This is a genomic window from Carnobacterium sp. CP1 (assembly GCF_001483965.1).
In the GTDB taxonomy this organism is placed as follows: domain Bacteria; phylum Bacillota; class Bacilli; order Lactobacillales; family Carnobacteriaceae; genus Carnobacterium_A; species Carnobacterium_A antarcticum.
In genome coordinates, this window is sequence record NZ_CP010796.1 from 2,261,221 (window position 1) to 2,277,998 (window position 16,778).

Genomic DNA, 16,778 nt, shown 5'->3' on the forward strand with positions numbered 1-16,778 from the left:
AGTCAATGAAAGGAAGTTATTCTTTATGCGTAAACCAATTATTGCAGGTAACTGGAAAATGAACAAAACTGCTTCAGAAGCATTGGCTTTTGTTGAAGCAGTCAAAGCAAATATCCCTTCACCAGATGTGGTGGATTCAGTTGTGGGAGCACCAACTTTATTCTTACAAGAGTTAGTGAACGCAGCAAAAGGAACAGATTTAAAAATCGCTGCTCAAAACAGCTACTTTGAAAATTCCGGAGCATTCACTGGGGAAACTAGTCCAGCAGCTTTAAACGATATCGGAGTAGATTACGTTATTATTGGACACTCTGAACGCCGTGAATATTTCCATGAAACAGACGAAGACATCAACAAAAAAGCTCATGCTATCTTTAACAACGGAATGACTCCAATCATTTGTTGTGGCGAAACGTTAGAACAGCGTGAAGCTGGACAAACAAATGAATGGGTAAGCGGACAAATCAAAGCTGCAATCAAAGGATTGACTGAAGAACAAGTAGCTCAATCAGTTCTTGCTTATGAACCTATTTGGGCAATTGGAACTGGAAAATCATCTACGTCTAAAGACGCCAATGATACTTGTGCTGTTGTTCGTCAAACGATCGCTGAAGAAGTTTCTCAAGAAGCTGCTGACGCAGTTCGTATCCAATATGGCGGTAGTGTCAAACCTGAAAACATCGCGGAATACATGGCTCAATCGGATATTGATGGAGCTTTAGTAGGAGGCGCAAGCTTAGAAACAGAATCATTCTTAGCATTATTGGAGGCTATTAAATAATGAGCAAAACACCAGTAGCCATCGTTATTCTTGACGGATTTGGATGGCGCAATGAAGTAATGGGCAATGCTGTAGCACAAGCTAAAAAGCCTAATTTTGACCGCTACATGGCAACTTATCCACATAGTCAATTAAAAGCTTCTGGTTTGGATGTTGGTCTTCCAGCAGGTCAAATGGGGAACTCTGAAGTTGGACACACAAACATTGGAGCAGGCCGTATCGTCTACCAAAGTTTGACTCGTATTGATAAAGCCATTGAAGAAGGCGAATTTCAATCGAATCCAGCTTTGAGCGACGCAATGAATCAAGCGATTGAAAATCATGCAAACCTACATTTGTTTGGTCTTTTATCGGATGGGGGCGTACACAGCCATTTAAACCATTTGATTTCATTGTTAAAAACAGCCAAAGAAAAAGGAGTCGCAAATGTCTATATCCATGCTTTTCTTGATGGACGAGACGTAGCCCCTAATTCAGGAGCAGGGTACATTGAGCAGTTAGAAAAGGCTATAAAAGAAATCGGAATTGGCGAAATCGCTACGGTTTCTGGTCGATTCTATGCAATGGACCGTGATAAACGTTGGGAACGAGTTGAAAAAGCTTATAACGCAATTGTCCATGGCGAAGGCGTAAAAGCAACAGATGCATTGGAAGCTGTTAAAGCTAGCTATGCATCAGAAAAATTTGACGAGTTTGTCTTGCCAACGGTAATCGAAAAAGATGGCAAAGCAGTCGGAACAGTTGAAGACAATGACTCTATCATCTTCTTTAACTTCCGTCCTGACCGTGCTATTCAATTATCGAATGCATTTACAGACGACGAATGGGAACACTTTGACCGCGGAACACGCGCTAAAAATGTGAAATTTGTGACGATGACGCTTTATAACCCAAGCATTAAAGCAGCTGTGGCTTTTGAACCGATCGAAATGAAAAATGTGATTGGTGAAGTTCTTTCAGATAAAGGGTTAACTCAACTTCGGATTGCAGAAACTGAAAAGTATCCGCATGTCACTTTCTTTATGAATGGTGGCCGGAACGAAGAGTTTCCTGGAGAAAATCGTATTCTAATTCCATCACCAAAAGTGGAAACATACGATTTGCAACCAGAAATGAGCGCTTATGAAGTAACGGATGCATTAGTTGCAGATATTGAAGCAGATAAATCTGATGCCATTATCTTGAACTTTGCAAACCCGGATATGGTTGGGCATTCTGGCATGTTGGAACCTACAATAAAAGCTATTGAAGCAGTTGATGAAAACTTAGGACGTGTAGTGGATGCGATTATTGCCAAAGGCGGCTATGCAATCATTTTCGCTGACCATGGAAACGCGGATACAATGATCACACCTGAAGGAAATCCTCATACTGCTCATACAACTGTTCCGGTTCCTGTAATTGTAACGAAAAAAGACGTTACCTTACGTGAAGGCGGACGTTTAGCAGATATTGCACCAACAATGTTAGATTTATTAAATGTTGAAAAACCAGCAGAAATGACCGGCGAAAGCCTCATCCAAAAGTAAAGGATGTGGAGCGGCTCTGGTAGACACACAGCAATTTTAGGGATTTACGAGCAAGAGCATACTGTGCATTGCTGGAAATCATCTAAATTGCCAAGTGTCTGAGCCGCGCAGCTCAACTAAAGGATGCGGAGAACGCTGTACAGGCATGACAGAAAAATAGGGGAATTCCCGCAAAAGGCTAAAAGCCTTGAGGATAATTTCATCTTTTTTCCGAATGCCTAGCGTTCGCAGCTCAACTAAAGGATGCGAAGAACGCTGAACATCCTAAAGGTCTTGAAATAAAAGTAATGGAATTTACCTGTTTTAACGTTAATTCATCCATTTTCGGCTAACTTATTTGCGCAAATAAGTTTTTATGAAACGTATCATTCACGGTAGACTGTATTAAAAAACTAATCGAATAAGCTGCAGTTTATTGATGGGTTGTTTTTAATAGAGTTGAATGAACATTTTATAAGAAGATGGGGAATAAATGTGAATGGGTAGAAAAACATTGCATCTCAGAAAAAACTTGACTAGAATAAGCCTATGGGCAATTACGCTCTAGGTAAAAATTATTGAAACTCAAAGGAGAGAAATAAAAATGCCATTTATTACAGATATTTTAGCACGTGAAGTTTTAGACTCACGCGGAAACCCAACAATCGAAGTAGAAGTTTATACAGAAAGCGGAGCATTTGGTCGCGGAATGGTTCCATCAGGAGCTTCAACTGGTGAACACGAAGCTATCGAATTACGTGACGGAGACAAAGATCGTTACCTTGGAAAAGGTGTTTTAAAAGCTGTTGACAACGTAAACAAGGTAATTGCAGAAGCTATCCTTGGTTTTGACGTACGTGATCAAATGGCGATCGACAGAACGATGATCGAATTAGACGGTACTCCAAACAAAGCTAAATTGGGAGCAAACGCAATTTTAGGTGTTTCTATCGCTGTTGCACGTGCAGCTGCTGATTATTTAGATCTTCCTTTATACCAATACTTAGGCGGATTCAATGCTAAAGTATTGCCAACTCCAATGATGAACATCATCAATGGCGGATCACATGCTGACAACAGTATCGATTTCCAAGAATTCATGATTATGCCTGTTGGAGCTCCAACATTTAAAGAAGGCCTACGTATGGGAACAGAAATATTCCATGCATTAGCTGGTATCTTGAAATCTAAAGGCTTAACAACTTCTGTTGGTGATGAAGGTGGATTCGCTCCTAACCTAGGATCAAACGAAGAAGGCTTCGAAGTTATCATTGAAGCAATCAAAAAAGCTGGCTACAAACCTGGTGAAGATGTTCTTCTTGCTATGGATGCTGCTTCTTCTGAATTCTACAATAAAGAAAAAGGTGTTTATGACCTAGCTGATTCAGGCGAAGGCGAAAAAACAGCTGAAGAAATGATTAAAATTTATGAAGACTTAGTTGCAAAATACCCAATCGTGTCTATTGAAGATGCTTTAGACGAAAATGACTGGGAAGGTACTAAAAAATTAACTGATGTTTTAGGTGATAAAGTTCAAATCGTTGGTGATGACTTGTTCGTTACAAACACTGAAAAATTAGCTAAAGCAATTGATATGGGAGTAGCTAACTCAATCCTAATCAAAGTTAACCAAATTGGTACATTGACTGAAACTTTTGACGCTATTGAAATGGCTAAAAAAGCTGGTTATACAGCTGTTATTTCTCACCGTTCTGGTGAAACAGAAGATTCAACAATTTCTGATATCTCTGTTGCAACAAATGCTGGACAAATCAAAACTGGTTCTCTATCACGTACGGACCGTATTGCTAAATACAACCAATTGTTACGTATTGAAGACCAATTAGGCGACTTAGCTGTATACGAAGGCAAAAAAGCTTTCTACAACTTAAAAAACAAATAAGCAACTAATGTAAAAAATAGAATCAAACTGCACTGCTACTCGGACCCATTCCGAGTAGCAGTGTATTTTTTATTGATACACTTATTAAATAAAAAAGAGTGTATCAATGAATAAGTATGGTAAAATGAAAGCGATAACTAGTTGAAGGTGGGATTAGATGAAACGTAAAGACCTTATTTATCAATACGTTAAAAAGAATACAGAAAATCTGTCTCAAGAAGAAATCAATTTTGGCGGCGGACTGACCACGATAGAGATTTCTGAAGACTTAGATATTATCCGTAACAATGTCAGTAAAGAATTGAATATCTTAGTGAGAGAAGAAAAAATCGTCAAACTTGAAGGACGACCTGTCCGTTATTTGGATGCAAGTTGCTTGAAATGGAAGCCGCTTTCCAAAAAGGTTAACTCTTATAAAGAAAACACATTACTAAATAAAAAAGAATCGCCAACAAGAGAAACATCAGAAAAAAAATTAAAGCGAGATTTATTTGACTATATGATTGGATCAAATGGCAGTTTAAGAAGCCAAATGGAACAAGCTAAAGCCGCTATTTTTTATCCCCCTAAAGGGTTAAACAGCTTGATTATTGGACCGACCGGATCGGGGAAAACATTTTTTGCTAATGCTATGTACCAATACTCTCAAGCAAAAGACGTAATCGACCAAGAAAAAACGATGATTATTTTTAATTGTGCCGATTATTCTCAAAATCCGCAATTACTGATGTCGCATTTATTCGGTCATGCAAAAGGGGCCTATACGGGTGCCACAGAAGCTAAAGACGGCTTGCTGATCAAAGCCCATGATAATATGTTGTTTCTAGATGAGATCCACCGTCTGCCTCCTGAAGGTCAAGAGATGTTGTTTTATTTTATGGACACGGGGACATTTCAACGAATGGGAGAAACTGAAGAACGAGTGTCAGCAAATGTCCGAATCATTTGTGCTACGACAGAAGATCCTGATTCAGCACTTTTAAAAACCTTTGTTCGTCGCATACCGGTTTCGATCCAGTTGCCGGCATTTAACGATCGTCCGGCAAAAGAACGGGTACAGCTGCTGAGAATGCTTTTGTCGATTGAAGCTAAGCGAATCAACAAACGCATCGTAGTCGATGAAAATGTGGTCAAAGCGCTGCTCGGCAGTGTAACTTATGGAAACATCGGTCAGTTGAAATCCAATATCCAATTGGCTTGTGCCAAAGGTTTTTTAAACAGCATGGACAATCAAGATGAAGTTTGTATCACAATGGAAGAGCTCACACCTGAGCTACAAGATGGCTTGATCAATCTGGCAAAACAACGCAATGAATTGAATGAAGTCTCTCAGTATTTAGAACCGCGTTTGACGTTATACCCAGATGATTCGGTATATATCTTAGAAGAGGATACCTATGAACTGCCTTTTAACCTATATGAAATCATCGGTGATAAAGCGGCGTTATTGAAGTCAGAAGGTGTCGATGCAGAAAGCATTGAAAATTTTATCACTACAGATATTAATTTGCACTTAAAATCCTTTTACAAAACCAATAAGTTAGATTTTGATAATGAACAAAATCTAAAAGATATTGTGGACCAAGAAGTGATTACGTTGACCAAAGAAATTTGGAAGATGGCGGAGGAACATTTAGAATATCGATTCAAACAAAACTTTTTATATGCTATGAGTTTGCATTTAAGCTCCTTTATCAAACGCTCAAGAGAAGGCGTGGTGCTGACGAAGACTAATAAAGAGCTTGAGAATTTGATTCTTAATTATCAAGCAGAATACGAAGTGGCGCTTATGATCAAGGAACATATTCAAGCCAAATACCAAATTGCGGTGCCTGAAGTCGAATGCTGGTATTTGACGATGTTATTGGTTTCCTTGAAAGAGCAAAACTTGATCGGACATGTCGGCATTATCGTAGCAGCACACGGGAAAAGCACAGCAACCAGTATGGTTCAAGTAGTGACGAAATTGTTGGATGTGAAAAACGTTGTCGCAGTCGATATGCCGTTGGAAATGAATCCAAATAGAGCCTATAGTTTAATTAGCGATGCTGTCAAAAAAGTAAATGAAGGCAAAGGTGTCTTGCTGTTAGTCGATATGGGCTCGCTAACGACATTTGGTCCGAAGCTGATGAGAGAGACAGAAATTCCTGTTAAAACCATTGATATGGTCACAACGCCTGTAGTATTGGAAGCTGCTAGGAAAACATCCTTGATGGACAACCAATTAGAAGAAATTTATGATTCATTGAAAAGTTTCAGAGGATACAGCAATTTTTTGAATTACCAACCAGTCTCTCCCGCTGATGAAATCAATGGAGAAATGCAGCGAAGGAAAGCCATCGTGACCATCTGTTCTACGGGAGAAGGCACGGCCATTAAAATCAAAGAACGGGTACAAGATTTGCTTTCTAGTTTTATCGATGAAGACGTTGAAGTGTTTTCTATTTCATTAGTCAATATGGAAAAACGGGTTGCAGAGATTGCAGAAGATTACCATATTTTAGCAACAGCAGGTGTCAGTAAGCCAACTCTGGCGGTTCCGCATTTGACTTTAGAAGAATTGTTTCAGTCAACTGGCACGGAACGAATCAAGCAAGTGATGCTGGAAAGCCAAAGCGATGAATCTAATTTTGTCCGCTCTATTGATACAAAAGAATTGTGCGAAGAGTATTTAGGAACCTATTTCACTTTTTTAAACCCGCATAAATTGATCGATGTTCTTTGGGAATATTGTACGATCATCGAAACTCAGGTCAACGAAACATTTAGCAATAGTTTGAGAATCGGCTTGATCATGCATGTGGCGGGAGTTCTTGAACGAGTTCTTTTGAATGATGTACTCTCTGCTGAGGAGGATACAGCAGAAAAAGATTCAGTCTATTACGAAGCAGTTATTAAAGCAAATCAATCGATAAAAACGAAATTGAATTTAACGATTCCTGAATCTGAAATTTTTTACATCTTAAATATCTTTGATACACAAGCACAAGAATAAGCAGCGACACTCCGAGAGAAGAAGCATCTGATTTATTGGGTTGGAATTCGCTGCTTGAAAATACGGTGCATTAGAAGAAAAGGAAAAGGATGATTTATTATGACAATGGATATTCGCTTAGTGCGAATTGACGACCGTTTGATTCATGGTCAAGTGGCCACTGTGTGGGCAAAAGTCACAAAAGTAAACCGTATCTTGGTGGTAAGTGATGAAGTAGCTAAAGATACATTGAGAAAAACACTACTAAAACAAGCAGCACCTCCAGGGGTAGCTGTTAATGTCATCGCCATTGATAAAATGATTTCTATTGCTGATGATCCTAAATTTAGCAGCTTTAAAGCATTGCTGCTGTTTACAAATCCGCAAGATGTCAGAAGAGTAGTAGAGGGAGGAATCTCATTGCGTTCAGTCAACATTGGAGGAATGAGTTTTTCAGATGGCAAAAAAATGATCACGAATGCCGTCGCAGTAAACGACAAAGATGTAGAAGATTTAAAATTTTTAAACGAACAAGGAATTGAATTGGAAATCCGCAAAGTTGTTGCGGATAATAAAGTAAATATGATGGATTTATTGAAAAAAGAAAATTTGTTATGACTGTCGAAAACTGAGTAATTAGACAGGATCGTTGGGGTTTCTGCTAGCATAAAACTGCGAGGATACGTAAAGAAAGAGAAGACTGTCGAAAAAGCTTTTTCCCATCATCAGGAGAAGAAGCTTTTTTGTTTTTTATCCACGAGACAAGAAAACTTAGAAATAAAGTGAATTTATCTCTTTCATAATGTCGATTTATTGTTATAATAGGAAGCACTATACAAATTAGAATTCAACTAGTTTTTAATAACAAATAAATGATAAATGAGTAGACCAGGGGGATACAAGTGTGAAACGTGTGTATAATTTTTCGGCTGGACCGGCAGTTTTACCAGAGTCAGTATTAAAAAAAGTTCAAGAAGAACTGCTTTCTTATCAAGGAAGCGGTATGTCAGTCATGGAATTGAGCCATCGCTCATCCTTGTTCCAGTCTATTATTGACGATGCGGAAGCTTTGTTGCGTGAATTGATGGAGATACCTTCCAATTACAAAGTTCTTTTCTTGCAAGGAGGAGCCAGTTTACAATTCAGCATGGTTCCGATGAATCTAGGCAAACAAAAAGCAGCTTATGTCAATACAGGAAGTTGGTCAAAAAAGGCTATTTCTGAAGCAAAAAAAATCAAAGGGCTGGAAATTGAAGAGATTGCCAGTGCTGCGGAAACAAACTTTACAACCGTTCCTACTGTACCGATGGTTTCACAAGATATGGATTATTTACATATCACGACCAATAACACTATCGAAGGCACGACTTTCTTTGTGCCGCCGGCTGCTGGAAAAGTACCGCTGGTTGCAGACATGTCATCGAATATTTTGTCCAGTCAGTATACTGTATCAGATTTTGGGTTGATTTATGCGGGAGCACAAAAAAACATTGGACCTGCGGGATTAACGATCGTCATTATCCGAGAAGATTTGATTGGATTAAATGAAACATCATCTGCTATGTTGGATTACAAAATTCAAGCGGACAACCATTCTCTTTACAATACGCCGCCGACATTTAGCATTTATGTTGCCAAATTAGTTTTTGAGTGGTTGAAAGATTTGGGTGGAGTAGCCAAAATGGAAAAAATGAACCGTAAAAAGGCTGAATTACTGTATTCGACCATTGATGCCTCATCTCTATATGCCTCGCCTGTTGAAAAAAGTGCTCGTTCGCTGACCAATATTCCTTTCATTACTGGAAAAAGCGAGCTAGACAAGCAATTTATCGAGGAAGCTGAAGCAGCAGGGTTTCTGAATTTAAAAGGGCATCGTTCAGTAGGAGGAATGCGGGCTAGCTTATACAATGCTTTTCCGTTTGAAGGTGTACAAGCATTGGTTGCATTTATGCAAGCATTTGAAGAAAAAGTAAGAGGAGACGATTAAGATGCTGAATATCAAGACCTATAATGCTATTGCTGAAGAAGGAATCAATAAATTTGAGCCGGACCAGTACCGCTTGAATGAAACGGACAATCCTGATGCTTATTTACTGAGAAGTCAAAATTTACATTCCATGACATTTCCCAGCAATTTAAAGGCGATTGCTAGAGCAGGTGCAGGAACCAATAATATTCCGGTGGCAGCTTGTTCCGATCAAGGAGTCGTTGTTTTTAATACACCAGGAGCGAATGCGAACGCAGTCAAAGAGTTGGTACTGGCCAGCTTGATCTTAGCTTCTCGTCCCATCATTGAAGGAGCTATCTGGACAAAAACAGTAAAAGGCCCGGAAATCGAACAACAAGTGGAAGCTGAAAAAAAACAGTTTGTTGGTACCGAAATTGCTGGAAAGCAATTAGGTGTGATTGGACTAGGAGCGATTGGGGCAATGGTTGCAAACGATGCGTATCGTTTAGGGATGAACGTCGTCGGCTACGATCCTTATGTCTCAGTAGATACTGCTTGGACTATTTCCAGAAGAGTCAAGCGTGCCCATTCAATTGAAGAAGTTTTAGCAACATCGGATTTTATTACTGTCCACGTTCCTTTAATGGAAGAAACTAAAGAACTGCTTAACGCAGAAAAACTCTCTTTGGTAAAAGACAATGCTGTTTTATTAAACTTCTCGCGTGGCGAACTCGTGGATATAGATGCAGTAGTCAACGCTTTGGAAAACGGCGAGTTGAAACAGTACTTAACCGATTTTGCAGATGAACGGTTGATGGGCGTTGAAAAAGCGTTGGTTTTACCACACTTAGGAGCTTCTACAGCAGAAGCAGAAATCAATTGTGCTGAAATGGCCGCTAAAACGTTGAAATACTTTTTGGAAACCGGCAATATCATTCATTCCGTCAATTTTCCAACAGTAGAAATGGCTTTTACATCTCCTATACGGATAGCCATCGTGAATCGAAATGTAACCAATATGATTGGACAAATGTCGTCTGGATTGGCTTTAAGCGGCATCAATATCGTGAATATTATCAACCGAAGCCGCGAAGACTATGCTTATACATTGATCGATATCGAAGAAATCGCAGACGATCAGATACAAACAGTTGTTAAACGCATCGAAGAAGTTGAAGGCATTTTAACTGTTCGCGTCATAAAAAATCCAACTAAAGAGTAAAGGAAGATCAAAATGGTACAAATAAAACCTTTTAAAGCTATTCGACCAAATGAAACAGTTGTTAAAGAAGTGGCCTCATTGCCTTATGACGTTTTAGATTCCAACGAAGCGCGTCTGATTGGGGATCAAAATCCCCAGTCTTTTTTACATATCGATAAAGCAGAAATCGATTTAGCCAAAGACTACTCCCCATATGCAAAAGAAGTGTATCAAAAAGCTGCCGAAAATTTAAAAGCTTTTATTGAAAAAGGCTGGCTTAAACAAGATAAGACCGAGAACTTCTATATCTACCAGTTAACAATGAACGGCCGTCCACAAACGGGTTTAGTGGTTTGTACAGCGGTGGAAGATTATTTGAATAAAAAGATTAAAAAGCATGAATTTACTCGTGCTGAAAAAGAATTGGATCGGATCAATCATGTCGATACGACGGACGCCAATACTAGTCCTATTTTTTTAACCTATCGTGAAAACCAAACGGTTAATGAACTGCTCACAAGTTGGATGAATCAACAAGAAGCAATGTATGACTTTACTAGTTTCCATGAGGTTAGACACCAAGTTTGGGCAATTGACCAAAAAGAAACGATTGAACAATTGGTTGTTCTCTTTGCTGAACAGATTGATTCTTTGTATATTGCCGATGGACACCACCGGACAGAATCAGCTGTTAAGGTAGCCTTAAAGCGCCGTGCACAATTTCCAACTGTTCCAGCTAATACAGAATTCAACTACTTTTTATCGGTTTTATTTCCAGAAGAACAATTGGCGATCATGGATTACAATCGTGTAGTGGATGTTCCAATCGAAGAAGATTATTTAGACCAAGTAGCCAAGAAGTTTGATATACAAGAAGTTGGGATGGAACCATTTAAGCCTCAGGAACCTAAAACAATGGGCATGTATTTAAACGGTCAGTGGTATAAATTAACCGCAAAACCTGAAATCCGTTCGACAGATGCAGTAAATGGGCTAGATGTTGCGATTTTGCAGGATCAAATCTTAAGACCAATTTTTGATATTCAAGATATTCGAACAGACGAACGGATTGACTTTATTGGCGGTATTCGTGGATTGGGAGAATTAGTTGAAGCCGTTGACAGCGGAAAATTTACCGTTGCTTTTGCTATGTATCCCACAACGATGGATGAATTGTTGAAAGTAGCGGACAGCGGAGAAGTAATGCCGCCGAAATCTACGTGGTTTGAACCGAAATTGTTAAGCGGCTTATTTGTACACGATTTAGAGAGTGATGCTGGATTCTGATAGTGAGAATGAAACTTATCTAGTAATTTACCGTTAATTATGTTAAAGTTAACTGCAGAAGAAAAGTTAGACGGGAGGGCAATGAAATTGTATAATACCTTTTTAATTGCTGAACTAATCATATCAGTTTTACTTATTATTGTGGTTGTGATGCAGCCATCAAAAACCAACAATGCAGCTAGTGCGCTCACAGGTGGCGCAGAACAATTATTTGGAAAACAAAAGGCCCGTGGATTTGAAGCAGTTTTGCAACGAACAACGGTAGTATTGGGTATTGCTTTCTTTGCAGTCGCTCTAATTTTAGCCTATTTATCAGCAAATTAATCAAACATGTAAAGCTACCTGAGAAGTTTCAGGTAGTTTTTTTTCATGAACTTAAAAATCCGAAAAATGAATTGAAATCGCTCTAGATGAAAAACAAGTCTGAATTTGAACCAATTTGGGATTCGCTAGTGTATGGGTATGAAAATCAACGATTTTAAAGTAAAATAGATATTAACAGGAATTGTCACAGGAGGAGAGTTAAGAATGGTAAAAAAAACGCTGCCACAACCATTTTTTTTTGAAAGAGGTCCGAAAGCGGTCTTATTGATGCACGCCTACACAGGTACGCCCAATGATGTCCGGATGATGGGTCGTGCTTTAGAAAAAGAAAATTACACAGTGTATGCACCACTATTTAAAGGGCACGGTACATTAGACCCTGAGGATATTTTAGCGGCGTCGCCAACAGATTGGATACAAGACGCAAAAGAGGCTTTACAGTTTTTGGCTGAGAAAGGCTATCAACAAGTAGCTGTTTTTGGATTATCCTTAGGAGGAATCATTGCTACAAAAATGATGGTCGATGAAAACATTTTAGCCAGCGGTACATTCTGTTCCCCGGTAATTCGGTATGAACAAAATAATGTTCGTTCGACCTTTTTGAAATATGTCGAGCTAGTGAAAAAGCATGCTGGACAATCCGCTGATGAAATCAATGCACGGATGCCTTTAGTCGAAAACGGCTTAGATAAACAATTAAAAGGAATTTCCGAAATTGTGCTGTCGATGGAACCGGCTTACAAGACATTAACAAAACCGATGTTCATTGCCCAAGCAGGGAAAGATGAATTGATCGATCCGCAAATTGCGGTTCAATTTAAAGAAGCATTGGTTCAAGCAGAAGTAGATTTTCATTGGTATGAAAATAGTAAACACGCCATTACAGTTGGCGTGGATCATAAAGAGTTAGAAAAGGATGTTCTTAATTTCCTATCTGATTTGAATTGGAATGGAGAGTAGACTTGATGAAAAATAAAGAAACCATAAAAGAAGCCATATTAGTCTTTATGAAAGAACAAAAGAAAATGTCTTTTCAAGTAAAAGAAATCAGTGAAGGGATGGAGTTGACCAGTTCAACTGATTTTAAACTGCTTGTCTCCACTTTAGCTGAAATGGAACGTGAAGGAACCGTATTCCTCAATAAGAAAGGGCAGTTTAAATTGCCTACAGAAGAACCTGTCTTGTCGGGTACTTTTCGAGCAAGTGACCGCGGCTTTGGTTTCGTATCGATTGAAGGGGAAGAAGACGATGTTTACATTCCGCCTAACCATACGAATTTCGCCTTAGACGGCGATACGGTAACCATTGAAATCATTCGTCCAGCACAACCGTGGTTAGAAAAAGGTGCGGAAGGCCGCGTTAAAGCGATCATCGAACGCAAATTCACCCAATTGGTTGGTGAGTTTTACGCATACACAGAAGAAGGTATTGAAGAAACAGGTTTATATGGATACATCGAACCTAAAGACAAAAAATTAACCGATATTCGTGTGTTTATTGAAGAAAAAGGCATCAAGCCAGTAGACGGCGCAATTGTCCTAGTCGAAATCACACTTTATCCTGATAATGAGTTTCCCAGAAGTATGCAAGGAATCGTAAAAACCGTGATTGGGCATAAAAACGATCCAGGTGTCGATATCCTAACGATTATTTATAAACACGGTATTCAAGTGGAATTTCCAGATGAGGTAATGGCAGAAGCTAATACTGTTTCCGAAAAAGTCTCACAAAAAGACATGGAAGGCCGCCGAGACCTGCGAGAAGAAATTTTAGTGACCATTGATGGCGAAGACGCAAAAGATTTAGATGATGCGGTCACAGTTAAAAAACTTCCTAATGGCAATTACCATTTAGGGGTTCATATTGCTGACGTTTCTTACTATGTAACCGAAGGCAGCGCTTTAGATACTGAAGCTTACGACAGAGCAACCAGTGTTTATTTAACTGACCGCGTTGTACCGATGTTGCCGCACAGATTGTCCAATGGGATCTGTTCGTTAAACCCCAATGAAGATCGATTAGCAATGAGTTGCGAAATGGAAATCGACCAAACCGGTGTAGTCATCAACCACGATATTTTCCCAAGTGTCATCCGGTCTTATCGCCGCATGAGCTATACTCAAATCAATAAAATTTTGATGGAGCAAGATGAAACTGTTCGAAAAGAACAAGAAGATTTAGTTCCAATGTTTGAACTGATGGGAGAGCTGCACCGCCTTCTTGAGAAAAAACGGGTCAGCCGCGGATCAATTGATTTTGATTCTCCAGAAGCTAAAATTATTGTTGATCCAGAAGGACATCCGTTAGATATCGTATTACAAGAACGCGGTATTGGCGAACGCTTGATTGAATCCTTTATGTTATCCGCTAACGAAACGGTTTCTGAACATTACACACATATGAAAGTTCCAATGATCTATCGTGTCCATGAGCAGCCGGATAGCGATCGGATGCAGCGTTTTATGGAATTTGTTACAGCTTTCGGCATTTCCATGAAAGGTTCAAGTGAGAACGTCACACCAAAAAACTTGCAAAAAGTTTTAGACAGTGTAGCCGGAAAACCAGAAGAACCTGTTATTTCAACTATGATGTTGCGCAGTATGAAACAAGCGAAATACGATGTAGAGCCTCTGGGTCACTATGGGTTAGCTGCTAAATACTATTCGCATTTCACGTCACCAATTCGTCGTTATCCAGATTTGATTCTTCACCGCCTTATTCGTTCTTATGGCGAAGCAGGAACAGGATCCGCTCAGATTGCTAAATGGGAAGCTCAATTGCCTGATATTGCGCTTCAAAGTTCTAAAATGGAACGCCGTGCAGTGGATGCTGAACGAGAAACGGATGCTTTGAAGAAAACAGAATATATGATGGATAAAGTTGGAGAAGAGTATGAAGGGATCATCGGCTCTGTTTTAAGATTTGGTCTGTTTATCGAATTGCCGAATACAGTTGAAGGGTTAGTTCATATTTCAAATATGAAAGAGGATTACTTCAATTATATCGAAGACCAATTGATGTTAGTCGGCGAACGTACCGGAGTTGTGTATCGTATTGGACAAAAAGTTAAAATCAAAGTAACTAAAGCAGATCCGGAAACACGTGAAATTGATTTTGAATTGATCCCAGACCCAGATGCACCAAAAGCCGATTCTTTTCCGCAATTGCAAAAAAATGGCACTCAGCATAAAAATAAAGGCTCTAAACCAAAACCTGGACAAGGAGCATCCAAAAACCCTAAAGAAAAACAATCGTATCGTAATAAAGAGACGAAACGTTCAAAAGACAAAAAGAAAAACAAACCATTCTACAAAGATGTCGCTAAGAAGAATAGTGTTAAAAAGAAGCGCAGCTAACTGTTGAATGAGCAAGGAGGCGAATGATATGCCAAAAGGCCAAGGAAAACTGATTGCCCAGAATAGAAAAGCCCGGTTTGATTTTATTATCTTAGATACTGTCGAAGCTGGTATCGTTCTTAAAGGAACAGAGATAAAATCGATACGTGCTGCACGAATCAACTTAAAAGACGGTTTTGCGCGCGTTCGCAATGGTGAGATTTATTTGCACAATGTCCACATCAGCCCTTATGAACAAGGAAACCAATTTAACCACGATCCTTTACGGACAAGAAAACTACTGATGCATAAGAAGCAAATCGAACGATTGCAAAATGAAACAAAAGGCAGCGGGAATACGTTAGTACCGTTAAAAGTTTACATCAAGAACGGCTTTGCAAAAGTTTTGATTGGTGTAGCTAAAGGGAAAAAGAATTACGATAAACGTGAAGATTTAAAACGCAAAGATCAAAAACGCGATTTAGCGAGATCTTTAAGAGAAAGATAGGCTCTTTATCAAATCGTGTTGGTGTTTCTTAGATTGAAATTTCCTTCGGAACTTACGTGTTTGCTTGTAGAAAGCCATGGGACCGCCTGGAGCCCCTTTGGGTCTCCAGGTTTTCAAGCCTCAAACGAAGCGTAAACGCTTCGTAATTCGCATTGAATCCTTTTCATGGCTACAAGCAGCCACTATTCCTCCAAAAATTTCAAGATTGTAGCATATAGTCATTTCACTTACCAACACCCAAAATGATAGAACCGAAAGATAAACTATTCCATCTAAAGAGAGTATTCTTTAGATGGGATAGTTTTTTTAAAACCAAATAAGAGTGTTTTTTAACGGCCTTTGTTATAATGGTAAAAAGAGCAAGGAAAGAAGGAGTTCTCATGACAATTTATGATTTTACCGTCAAAGAAATAGATGGGAAAGACGTTTCACTAAGCAAATATGAAGGTAAAACAGTATTGATCGTTAATACGGCTAGCAAGTGCGGCTTAGCTCCTCAATTTGAGGGTTTAGAAAAGTTATATGAAAAATACAAAGACCAAGGATTTGTTGTTCTAGGATTTCCCTCTAACCAGTTTATGAATCAAGAACCTTTGAATAATGAAGAAATTGTCGAATTTTGCCAAGTGAATTACAATGTTTCGTTTCCGCTATATGAAAAAATATTGGTGAATGGAAAAGAGGCTGCTCCGCTTTATAACTATTTAACCGAGCATACCGGCAACAAAAAGATCAAATGGAACTTCACAAAATTTCTAATTGGCAAAGACGGGGAGATTATTGAACGTTTTGGCCCAATGACTAAACCTGAAGATATTGACTCGGCCATTGCTGAAGCGATTACTGCTTGATTATTATTCCCAATGGCTTAATCCATTCTGAATGAACTAAAAGAACCAAAGACAGACTGCCGGTTTCTAGCGGCAGTTTTATTTTGCAAATGGAAAGAGAAACATTAAAAGAACATTAGATTGTTGCGGAAAGCATGGTATAATAAAATTGGTATACA

13 protein-coding genes are annotated in these 16,778 nt (G+C 39.0%); all 13 read left to right on the forward strand.

The genetic code is table 11. From position 1 onward, the window contains the following. Positions 1 to 25: 25 nt before the first annotated feature. Positions 26 to 781, forward strand: a complete 756-nt coding sequence (gene tpiA, locus NY10_RS10685; RefSeq protein ID WP_058919936.1) for a triose-phosphate isomerase — start codon at positions 26 to 28, stop codon at positions 779 to 781. After that, positions 781 to 2,310 carry a 2,3-bisphosphoglycerate-independent phosphoglycerate mutase gene (gene gpmI, locus NY10_RS10690; protein WP_058919937.1) on the forward strand — a complete coding sequence of 510 codons (1,530 nt, stop codon included), beginning with the start codon at positions 781 to 783 and terminating at the stop codon, positions 2,308 to 2,310. The genes tpiA and gpmI overlap by 1 nt, the downstream gene beginning before the upstream one ends. Before the next feature lie 583 nt (positions 2,311 to 2,893). Then, positions 2,894 to 4,192, forward strand: coding sequence for a phosphopyruvate hydratase (eno, locus tag NY10_RS10695; protein ID WP_058919938.1), 1,299 nt, complete (start codon positions 2,894 to 2,896; stop codon positions 4,190 to 4,192). Between the two features lie 157 nt (positions 4,193 to 4,349). Then, positions 4,350 to 7,187, forward strand: coding sequence for a sigma-54-dependent transcriptional regulator (locus NY10_RS10700; RefSeq protein ID WP_058919939.1), 2,838 nt, complete (start codon positions 4,350 to 4,352; stop codon positions 7,185 to 7,187). 99 nt (positions 7,188 to 7,286) lie between these two features. Continuing rightward, positions 7,287 to 7,784, forward strand: coding sequence for a mannose/fructose/sorbose PTS transporter subunit IIB (locus NY10_RS10705; protein WP_058919940.1), 498 nt, complete (start codon positions 7,287 to 7,289; stop codon positions 7,782 to 7,784). A gap of 286 nt (positions 7,785 to 8,070) precedes the next feature. Continuing rightward, positions 8,071 to 9,153 (forward strand): 3-phosphoserine/phosphohydroxythreonine transaminase, encoded by a 1,083-nt coding sequence (gene serC / locus NY10_RS10710; RefSeq protein WP_058919941.1) that lies wholly within the window; start codon positions 8,071 to 8,073, stop codon positions 9,151 to 9,153. A gap of 1 nt (position 9,154) precedes the next feature. Beyond that, the gene (locus tag NY10_RS10715; RefSeq protein ID WP_058919942.1) at positions 9,155 to 10,336 is read left to right on the forward strand and encodes a 3-phosphoglycerate dehydrogenase family protein; all 1,182 of its coding nucleotides are present in this window, start codon (positions 9,155 to 9,157) and stop codon (positions 10,334 to 10,336) included. 12 nt (positions 10,337 to 10,348) lie between these two features. After that, positions 10,349 to 11,602, forward strand: coding sequence for a DUF1015 domain-containing protein (locus NY10_RS10720; RefSeq protein WP_058919943.1), 1,254 nt, complete (start codon positions 10,349 to 10,351; stop codon positions 11,600 to 11,602). Between the two features lie 87 nt (positions 11,603 to 11,689). Further along, the gene (secG, locus tag NY10_RS10725) at positions 11,690 to 11,926 is read left to right on the forward strand and encodes a preprotein translocase subunit SecG (RefSeq protein WP_058919944.1); all 237 of its coding nucleotides are present in this window, start codon (positions 11,690 to 11,692) and stop codon (positions 11,924 to 11,926) included. Positions 11,927 to 12,130: 204 nt separating this feature from the next. Next, entirely contained in the window at positions 12,131 to 12,886 is a 756-nt protein-coding gene (locus NY10_RS10730) for an alpha/beta hydrolase (RefSeq protein ID WP_058919945.1), read from the forward strand. A gap of 5 nt (positions 12,887 to 12,891) precedes the next feature. Then, a complete protein-coding gene (rnr, locus tag NY10_RS10735) occupies positions 12,892 to 15,282 on the forward strand; it encodes a ribonuclease R (protein WP_058919946.1) in 2,391 nt (796 codons plus the stop codon). A gap of 28 nt (positions 15,283 to 15,310) precedes the next feature. Beyond that, a complete protein-coding gene (smpB, locus tag NY10_RS10740; protein WP_058919947.1) occupies positions 15,311 to 15,769 on the forward strand; it encodes an SsrA-binding protein SmpB in 459 nt (152 codons plus the stop codon). A 380-nt stretch (positions 15,770 to 16,149) separates the two neighbouring features. Then, positions 16,150 to 16,620, forward strand: coding sequence for a glutathione peroxidase (locus tag NY10_RS10745; RefSeq protein WP_058919948.1), 471 nt, complete (start codon positions 16,150 to 16,152; stop codon positions 16,618 to 16,620). Positions 16,621 to 16,778: the final 158 nt, after the last annotated feature.